Here is an 8756-nt window from a genome sequence, read left to right as displayed (position 1 = left end):
CCGATGGTACTGCACTCGTGAGGGTGTGGGAGAGTAGGACGCCGCCGGACAACTTTTCAGAATAGGCCACCCCCACCCGGGGGTGGCCTATTCTGCGTTGCCCTGATTCGCCGCAGTGATCGACCCGGGCACCCGGGGGGCCAAGGTCACGCACGAACCAGGTTGTCGTGGCCTTGCTGACGTGCGGACACCACTACAACCAGGATGTTGCGGTGACCGAGCGAGCGAGCGAGCGGGCGGTCCGGACGTGCGATCTGGCGCCCGGGCGGGCGGTCGGTTGGCGGCGCGGGGGGAATCCAGCGGCAATTCGCGGTCAGGCAGGGCCAGCCCTGGGGTCTGGCGCCTGCGGATAGGCTCGATGTGTGGACAACGTCCTGATATCTCTGGTGTTCGCGGGCTGTGTGGCGGCGGTCCTGGGAATCCTCTGGTGGCTCGCGGCCCGGGTGCGTCGTCGTGGCATCGGTGGCGAGGTCATGGGCCCGTTCGAGGAGATGTGGCACCCCGCAGCGCACCGGTTCCGAGCCGAGATCCGGGTGCAGGAGACTCGCACGGTGCCGATGCCACCGCAGGGCGGTAAGCGCGACGGGCACGGCGACGACGCCCCTGAGCTGACTTGAGAGCAGGATCGACACCTCCTCAGAGTCGACGGATTGCACGATCAACGGTCCGAGGCGAGCACTAAGGGATGTCTCCCCCCTTTCCGAACTCCGCAGGCTGGTGACCGAAACCCCATGAGTCCTGTTCTGCCATTGCGCACCCAACGGCTGGTCCTACGCGACTTCGATCCGTCCGACGAAGAGGCCGTGCATTCCTTCGCCGGCGACCCGGTAGTTACCCGCTTCACCGACTGGGGACCTAACACCCGTGCCGACAGCGAAGCGTTCGTCCGTGACTGTGCGGCGCAGGCCGCGGACCCGCACCGCACAGCCTTCAACCTCGCGGCAGTGGCCGATGGCGTACTCGTCGGATCGGTTGCGATCTGGATCGAGAACGCGACCCACCGCCGTGGCGAGATTGGCTTCGTCTTCCATCCCTCGGTCTGGAACCGGGGCTACGCCACCGAGGCGGCGCGGGAGCTGATTCGGTTCGGATTCGCCGAACTGGGTCTGCACCGCATCTCTGCGACGTGCCACCCGGAGAACACCGGCTCGGCCCGTGCCGTGACCAAGGCCGGCCTGCGCCAGGAGGGCCGGCTGCGCGACCACCTGCTGGCCCGCGGCCGCTGGCGGGACTCGCTGCTCTTCGCCGTCGTCGCGCCGGCCACGAACGATGCCGCCCCCGGTCTCCGATCGCACGACGAGACGGTGCCTGGCTCTTCAGACTCAGCAACGCTGTGACAACCACGCCATGACCGAGGTCCGCGACCTGCCCGGCGCAACCGCAGCGGTGCTGACCGCGAGGTCCGGTAATCCCGTGGACGCCGCCATGGTCTTCCCGACCACGCCAGCTTGGTGAGCCGCTTATGACACCGCTTGACGCAGAGCGGGCAGGGTGAGTCGACCGAGGCTCGTGACCTGGACGGCCGCTAGTTGTCGTTGATCACCGATCAGCACTACAGGGCACCCGGCAGCTACTGCGCTGGCAAGTCCGGTGGGTGAGTCTTCTACGACGGCGCAGCGCGCTGGCGGAAGACCCAATCGCTGTGCCGCCAACAGATACGGATCGGGCGCTGGCTTCGTCCGCTTCACGTCGCTGCCGCAAACCACAACGTCGAACCGGGGCGCACCGGAATGAGCCATCAGGGCGTTGAGGATATATCCGCTACTCGATGTGACGAGCCCGACGGGCACGCCGTCAGCTTGCAGGGCCGCGATTAGGCGTAGTCCTTCGGCATGCCAGCTCGTTGCACCGTCACGGTAGCGCTGCCGAACTGCCGCCTCGACCTCCGCCACATCTGCGGCAAGGTCCAAGCCGAACCAGCCCAGCCGGCGGTGAATCGTGGTGATGGCCTCCAGCGCGGTGAGGCCGAGTAGTCCGTCTGTTGCCCCTGCTGGAACGGGCTGGCGAGCGTTGATTAGGGCTACGAAAGCGGACCGCCAGATTGGCGCGGTGTCGACCAGGGTGCCGTCGAGGTCGAACAGGACTGCCCACTCTTCCATGCGGGTCATGGTCCCCCTCGGCAAGCCCTGAATCAACGCGCCACCCTGGCTGGGTGGCAGCGATGCCCGATACGATCGACGAACCGCTTTCGACGGAGGTCGTGCTGATGTACCGGGTCGAGCAAGCGATCGCCTTCGTTCTCGGAAGGGCGAAAGGCGACCCCGTCGGGCTTGCCTTTCTTGCCGGGGAGCGGCTGATGCTGACATGCGCACACGTGGTGAATGCGGCGTTGGGCCGTCCGCTCCGACAGGTGGAACGAGTCGCCAAGAACAGCCGTGTCTCGCTGCACTTCGCTTTGCTGGGGGCGTCGAACAGCTGGATCGAACGTAGCGCTGAGGTGGTGGCGTGGCTGCCGACCGCTGACGATTTCGATGTCGAGGACGTTGCAGTACTCAGGCTTGGCGAGGGCCTTGCCGGCAGTGGCGCGGAACCGCTGCGCATTCGAGCGGATCTGAAGGACCGCTATAACGTTGCGGTGCAGATGTGGGGGCCGGGTCAGGGGCGTGACCTGGGCAGGCATGTGCAGGGCCGGTTGCTCGGCGCGGTCGGCAAGCATCGGTTGCAAGTCGATGAGGTGGTGCACCGGGTCTTCCGGGTTCAGCACGGGTTCAGCGGTGGGCCGGTCTGGGAGCCCTCCACATCGGCGGTGTTCGGCATGCTCCAGGCGATCACCACCGACGACTCCGCCGAAGTGCTGGTGCTCGATGGCGCGTTGCTGGAGCGGGCGTTAGCCGCTGCCGCCAACGCGCGACCCGGGCTGGTGCTAATACATGACCATGGCGAGGTTCACTACGACGGCAGGCAATACACCCTGCACCAACGGCGCCTGTTGCACCACGGCGGCGGCACCCCTCGTGCGAAGTACGAGATGAAAGTATCCGTGCAGCGCTTTCTCAATGACGAGGCCGTGCGCAACCTGCGCCACCACGCCGCGCACCCACTCAGTGTTGAGGACCCCGTCCGTGACATCGACCTACGAGCCTGGTGCATCTTCGACGGTGAATCCCATCCAATGGACGCCAAGCCGACAAAGGTGCGCCACGAGGAGATCAACTTCGACCTCTGTTTTCCCGGATCGAATTTGCTGGCCCCGGGGCAACAGGCTGTTGTTGAGTACACGTACCGCGTCAGTGACGAGATCTGGGGCCAGTGGTACAAGCGCAACATCAGGCCGAATACCGACCGGCTCTCGGTAGAGGCGCACTTGCCGACAGAGCTGGAGCCGGAGTGCTGGGGCGTGACGTCGCTGCCGTCGGAGACGGACCTCGAACCATTGCCGGACGTTCAAACGCGGGTCGAGGGCGACCGCACGATCTACTCCTGGGACCGTACGGCAGAGGAGGACGACCTCGCCGAGGAGCGTCGGATTCGGCTGGACTGGTTCTTCTGGCAGCGCATTCCCGACAGCAGCGTCTGCGACGATGCGCCGAGCGTCCTTCGCCAGTTCGGCATCAGGCAGTTGCGTAGACCGGCGCGAGGGCGGAGGTCGTCGGACCTGCCGACCAAAACCCGGGCGATCAACTTCGATTCGCCAAGCGACCGGCTACTGGTCGTGCGGGTTCTCGCGCACCTGCGCCGCGTGGCCGGATGGGTCAACCGATATCACCTGTTCAAGCCTGAGGTGAGCATGGGGATCGCCGCCCCGCAGCTCGGTATGGCGTACGCCATCGCGATTGTCAAGGAGCCAGGTTCGCCCGACTACATCGAGTTGGTGAATCCGAGGGTGGTCGAGCGGACCGACGAGGAGGTCCGTGACTATGAGGGATGTCTGAGCTTCTTTGACGTCCGGGGCATCGTTGAGCGGCCCTACGGTCTGCGGGTGCGCCACTGGACAGCAGAGGGCAGCATGCGAGATGTCGTACTCACGGGGGGACTTGCCCGCAGCGTTGCCCACGAGATCGACCACCTCAACGGCAAGGTCTACACCGATGCCGACCGCATGCCCGTCGGCGAAGGGCCCATCGATGTCGTACGTTACCGTCGGCTCCGGGAGGGCGGCGTGTTCACCCCGTCGTTGCCGCCCCAGCAGTTGAGTTGGCGGCAGCCGGAGGCTCACGCCGACGCCACATGAGCTTCACCGTGAACGTTGCCGCGGTGGTCCCCTTGGTGAAGATGAGGCCGGTCTCTCCGCCGATGACAGTACGCGGCGCCTTCTCCAGCCACTTCGGAGCATGCGCTCAGAGGTTGCTTGATCGACCGGGGTAGCCGAGTTCTTCCTCAAGCATCTCGCGGATCTTGCGAAGCGTGCTGTCGTCTGCCTGCGTAAGCAGAGAGACCACCACACCGAGCTCGACCGCACGGCTAGCCGATGGCCGATCATGAGCCCGCCGCTTCGGTCGGTCTAGGTCTGCCTGCCCATCGGCCTCGTCCGGAGGGCCGCCGAGTGCGATGCGCCGAGCTTCGCGGATCCGGCTTGTGAACTCGACGAGGACCGGCTCATCGTTGAGCGGGTCGATGATGATGAGGTCCGGCTGTTCACCACCGGGCTGGACTCGTTCGATCGCGGCATTCGCACCGTACGCATCCATGAAGTTCGGCATCTGCCCGAGGGCAGGGGTGCGCTTGCCTACTTCGATCAGGCGCAGGTACTCGGGGGAGAGCCCGAGTTTGGTCGCCGCATCCGCGCGGGTCATGCCCGTCTTCCATCGCAGACGTTCCAACAACTCCCCGAATCGAAGGTTGTGCACCGTCCGCCCCGGCCCGACAGTCAGGTCGTAGGGAGGACGCGGGCGATCCACCCAGTGGGCATTCAACTGGTCCTCACCATCATCCACGCCCCGCACCATACACCAACTACTCATCTTGTTGGAAGTAGTTGCTTGGTGGCCATCCCTCGTTCTAACCTCCAACTACTGGCAACATGGCCAGCCACTTTGTTGGAGAGGACGGACATGGAGAATGACATGTGCCACTGCGGAGACGACGGTGCCGCACCCTCCGAGCGCGTGCAGCCCACGGGCGGGATCTACTCGCTGCCAGTTGTCGGGAACGCCGCCGCAGGAGTTCGCCAGTTCTACGACGACCTGGCCCCGTCGGACACCGACCGCACCGAGTTGCGGGTTGCCAAGGAGGTTCTCCGCTGGTCCTCGGCGGTCGCCGGAGCGGCGGCTGTTGCGGTGATGGTGCTGTGAGCCGGCCGGTCAGCACGGACGGGGTGCCGAGGAATTCGCGTTGCCCAGCGACCGCTCCCGAACGTCGTGCCACGGTGCGGGTGATAGTGCTGGCCGCACTCTCGTCGTCAATCCGCTGAAGGCACGACCGGGCGGCCCGTGCCGGCCCCCACGACGTACGCGGTGAAGTCGGTCGTGTCCTGGAGTCGGGATGCCTGGTTGTCATACTCGGGTCGTCCGCCTTCGCGTAGGCGCAGTGCTTCGCGAAGGATCCGGTGCCAGCGCTGGTCGTAGTAGGAGAGACCCCAGCGGCCGGCACCCGACTTGGTGGTCATCTCCCCGGTGACGATCAGGTGGTGCAGGCGGGCGACCCCGAGGACGCACCAGCAGCAGGCGTAGTCGAGGTCCGCCCCCGGCTCGTTGGCGGACGAGGTGGCGAGCTGGTCGGTGATGGTGCGCCAGTAGGTGTCGAGGTTGTCGACGGTGTAGCGCTGCAGGACATGCGAGTCGGTCCAGATAGCGAGGGTCGACAGATCCGGGCCAGTGACCGTGACGCCGTGCCGGGCCAACTCGTGCCAGGCGACGAGTGGGTCCAGGTGGCCGACTCGAAACTCGCGGTGCAGCACCACGGGCACCGGTGGCAGCGTCCTCGGATCGGATGCTAGATCCGAGACGAGCACGTGCATCCCGTCGAGATCGATCGGGGAGAACGCGGCCACCTGCTCGTGTGCCTGCCGCAGTTGCTCCACCTCGCCGTCGGTTGGCCGGTGGGTGAGGGTGGCGACGAAGTCTACGTCCGACTGGCCCTCGATCCACTCCCGGAACCCGGTGCCGCCAGTCAGGTAGAGGCCGGTCACCAGCCCCTTCGGAGCCAGCGAGAGGAAGTGGTGGCAGAGTTCCTGGACGGCCCCCGGGAGGTTCACGGGGTGACCCTACTCGCCGCATTCGAAGCCGAAGCCGCCCGCCGCTTTCTAGCTCGCCGGTCGATTGGGACTCAAGCAGGCAGCGAAAGCGGCCGCCCTGGCTCGCGGTGTCAGGCCGTACGGTAGTGGCCGGTGAGACGACCGAGCTTCATGGCCAGGTGCAGGCACAGCCGTTCGTTGCCGTCCTTGAGGTCGGTCCCGGCGAGCTGTTCCACCCGTTGCAGCCGGTAGTAGAGGGTCGTGCGGTGCAGTCGGAGTTTCTCGGCGGTGGCATGCGCGTTGCCCGCCAGGTCGAGGTAGGCCTCCAGGGTCTCCAGCAGCACCTGGTGGGCATCGTCGCGCAGCAGCCGCTCCAGCCCGGGGTGGACGCCCGCGACGTCGAGGTGCTGGCTGTCCAGTTGCGACAGCACCCGGTAGATGCCCAGGCCGGCCCAGGAGATCACCCGGCCCAGCGCGGGTAGTTGTGTGCCGACCCGGGCGGCCTGTGCGGCCTCCTGGTAGGACTCCACCGCGCTGGACAGCCCGGCGCGGGGCTGGCCGACCCCGGTCACGGTCCGGTCCACCGAGGCCAGGCCTCGGGTCGCGGTGCCCAGCGCCTCGTCCAGGTGCCCGGCGGAGGCTTCCGGCGAGGGGCGACCGGCGACCCGGTCGCCGCAGACCAGCAGCACCCCGTGGTCGTGCCAGACGAGGTGCAGCGTCTCCCGTACGCCGATCCACCGGCGGGTGGTGACCAGGGCCTGTTCCAGGGCGATCCGGGCCACCTCGTCGGGCTGCCGCCCGCCGGCCGGGACGAGCTGGGCGACGAGCGCGACGGTCGACCCGTCGGCGGCCACCACACCCTCATCCAGCAGCGCCCGCGCCGCGTGCTCGCGCGCCTGCCGGCCCTCCACCAGTAGGGTGCGGGTGGCCTCGGTCTCCCGCTGCGAGGCAAGCTCACCGAGCAGATTCTCTCGGTAGAGGGCCAGCGACAGGTCGGTGAAGGCACCGGCCGCGGTGGCGATGTCGGCGTCCGTCATCGAACCGTCCGCGTCGATGAACCAGACGAACCCGAGGAGCAGGTCGTCGTGCCGGATCGGTACGCAGACCCGCGCCAGCAGGTCCAGCTCGGTGCACGCGGGGGTGCGGATCGGTGCGCGCGCGGTGAGCACGCCCTTGCCCCGGAACCAGGCGATCACCTCCGGCGTCGTCTGCCGGCGAAGGATCGACATCCGGCGGACGTCGTCCATCGGGCCGTCGTGCTCGCTGTAGGCGACTACCCGCTGTCGCCGGTCCTCGATGAGGGCGGGTCGCCCCACCCGGGCGGCGACGGCGTCGACGATTCGCTGGAGCTCACCGTGCATGGATCTCCCCTGGTTACGCTGCGTGACAGGGACCGCGCGACCGTCAGTCCTTACCCTCCGGTGCGGGCGGGTCATCGCGCAAGGTCCACTGTCGAAGTCGCGACATAAGGACGGGCGGCAGCGCGACGGTTCCGGCATCTGTCCGAAGACCGGGGGCGACAGACGTTCCTAGGGTTCCGGTACGGACCGCACAAGTGCCGCCGCGCACGGTGCGGGTCAGATGACGGGCGGCGTCGGCGAAGAGGGGATTTCCGAGTGGGAACTGGTAGGCCCTGGCGGGGCGTGCTGGTCGCCATCACCACGCCGTTTCGCGCCGACCTCTCGGTCGACTTCGACAAGCTCCAGGAACACGTCCATTGGCTCGCCGCCGAGGGGTGCCACGGGGTCGCGCCGTGCGCGTCGATGGGGGAGTACCGTGCCCTCTCCGACGACGAGCGGGCCGCCGTGGTGAAGGCGACGGTGCAGGCCGCGCCGTCGGGCTGCGCGGTGGTGCCCGGTGTCGGCGGCTACGGCAGCAGGCAGGCCCGCCGCTGGGCGGAGCAGGCCGCCGAGGCCGGCGCCCACGGCGTGCTCGCGCGGCCACCCGACGGGCCCGCAGCCCGCGCCACCGACGTGGTCGCCCACTACCGGGAGGTGGCGGCGGTGGGCCTGCCGGTGGTCGCCCACAACGACCCGTACGACACCCGGCTGGACCTCACACCGGACCTGCTGGCGACCGTCGCCGAGATCGACGGGATCGTCGCGGTCAAGGAGGTCACCGGCGACGTACGCAGGCTGCACCGCCTACGGGACCTCTGCCCGCATGTCGACGTGCTGGTCGGCGCCGACGACGTGGTGCTCGAACTGGTGCTGTGCGGCGCCACCGGATGGGTCGCCACCCTGCCCAACGCGCTGCCGCGCCAGGCCGTGCGCCTGTACGAGTTGTGCGTCGCCCGCGACCTGGACCGGGCGCTGCCGCTCTACGCCGAGCTGCACCCGATCCTCGGCTGGGCCTCCCGGCCGGAAGCCGTACAGGCCGTCAAGCTCGCCATGGAGTGCGCCGGGCGGTTCGGCGGGCGGTGCCGCCCACCGCGGGGACCGTTGTCCGGGACTGTCGCCGAGCGGGTGCGCCGCGACGTGCTGCGGGCCCTCGCGGCAACGGCCGATCCGGCTTCCGGGGCCGGCCCTGGTTGATCCGCCGGTCCTTCAGGTGTCGGAAGTCGCCGGCCCACCTGCCGACATCTGCACGGTGACCGGCACCGGCTCGTACTCCTAGATTCGCTGCGCGGCCTGCTGACAAGTGT

At 67.9% G+C, this 8756-nt stretch carries 9 protein-coding genes; 5 read left to right on the top strand and 4 right to left on the bottom strand.

What is annotated here, in order from left to right:
• The first annotated feature begins 362 nt into the window (after positions 1 to 362).
• Both IF46_RS0105340 and IF46_RS0105335 read left to right on the top strand, forming a co-directional pair.
• Positions 363 to 617 (top strand): hypothetical protein, encoded by a 255-nt coding sequence (locus IF46_RS0105340; RefSeq protein WP_051723675.1) that lies wholly within the window; start codon positions 363 to 365, stop codon positions 615 to 617.
• 114 nt (positions 618 to 731) lie between these two features.
• Entirely contained in the window at positions 732 to 1337 is a 606-nt protein-coding gene (locus IF46_RS0105335; RefSeq protein ID WP_051723674.1) for a GNAT family N-acetyltransferase, read from the top strand.
• Between the two features lie 123 nt (positions 1338 to 1460).
• Here IF46_RS0105335 and IF46_RS33615 read toward each other — a convergent pair whose 3' ends face one another.
• Entirely contained in the window at positions 1461 to 2108 is a 648-nt protein-coding gene (locus IF46_RS33615; protein ID WP_198041362.1) for an HAD family hydrolase, read from the bottom strand.
• 53 nt (positions 2109 to 2161) lie between these two features.
• On the opposite strand from IF46_RS33615, the gene IF46_RS0105330 reads away from it, so the two are divergent.
• A complete protein-coding gene (locus IF46_RS0105330) occupies positions 2162 to 4171 on the top strand; it encodes a peptide deformylase (protein WP_030487148.1) in 2010 nt (669 codons plus the stop codon).
• A gap of 106 nt (positions 4172 to 4277) precedes the next feature.
• On the opposite strand, the gene IF46_RS0105325 is transcribed toward IF46_RS0105330, so the two are convergent.
• The gene (locus tag IF46_RS0105325; protein ID WP_198041360.1) at positions 4278 to 4874 is read right to left on the bottom strand and encodes a helix-turn-helix domain-containing protein; all 597 of its coding nucleotides are present in this window, start codon (positions 4872 to 4874) and stop codon (positions 4278 to 4280) included.
• 117 nt (positions 4875 to 4991) lie between these two features.
• Here IF46_RS0105325 and IF46_RS0105320 point away from each other — a divergent pair, with 117 nt between their 5' ends.
• The gene (locus IF46_RS0105320) at positions 4992 to 5231 is read left to right on the top strand and encodes a hypothetical protein (protein WP_157562602.1); all 240 of its coding nucleotides are present in this window, start codon (positions 4992 to 4994) and stop codon (positions 5229 to 5231) included.
• A 107-nt stretch (positions 5232 to 5338) separates the two neighbouring features.
• On the opposite strand, the gene IF46_RS0105315 is transcribed toward IF46_RS0105320, so the two are convergent.
• Both IF46_RS0105315 and IF46_RS35485 read right to left on the bottom strand, forming a co-directional pair.
• The gene (locus IF46_RS0105315; RefSeq protein ID WP_051723673.1) at positions 5339 to 6133 is read right to left on the bottom strand and encodes an aminoglycoside adenylyltransferase domain-containing protein; all 795 of its coding nucleotides are present in this window, start codon (positions 6131 to 6133) and stop codon (positions 5339 to 5341) included.
• 110 nt (positions 6134 to 6243) lie between these two features.
• Positions 6244 to 7473 (bottom strand): PucR family transcriptional regulator, encoded by a 1230-nt coding sequence (locus IF46_RS35485; protein ID WP_051723672.1) that lies wholly within the window; start codon positions 7471 to 7473, stop codon positions 6244 to 6246.
• Between the two features lie 255 nt (positions 7474 to 7728).
• Here IF46_RS35485 and IF46_RS0105305 point away from each other — a divergent pair, with 255 nt between their 5' ends.
• Positions 7729 to 8646 carry a dihydrodipicolinate synthase family protein gene (locus IF46_RS0105305; RefSeq protein WP_051723671.1) on the top strand — a complete coding sequence of 306 codons (918 nt, stop codon included), beginning with the start codon at positions 7729 to 7731 and terminating at the stop codon, positions 8644 to 8646.
• Positions 8647 to 8756 lie beyond the last annotated feature (110 nt).

The sequence above is a fragment of the Micromonospora chokoriensis genome (assembly GCF_000718555.1).
Classification (GTDB): Bacteria; Actinomycetota; Actinomycetes; order Mycobacteriales; family Micromonosporaceae; genus Micromonospora; species Micromonospora chokoriensis_B.
This window is presented reverse-complemented; position numbering and strand designations above follow the sequence as displayed.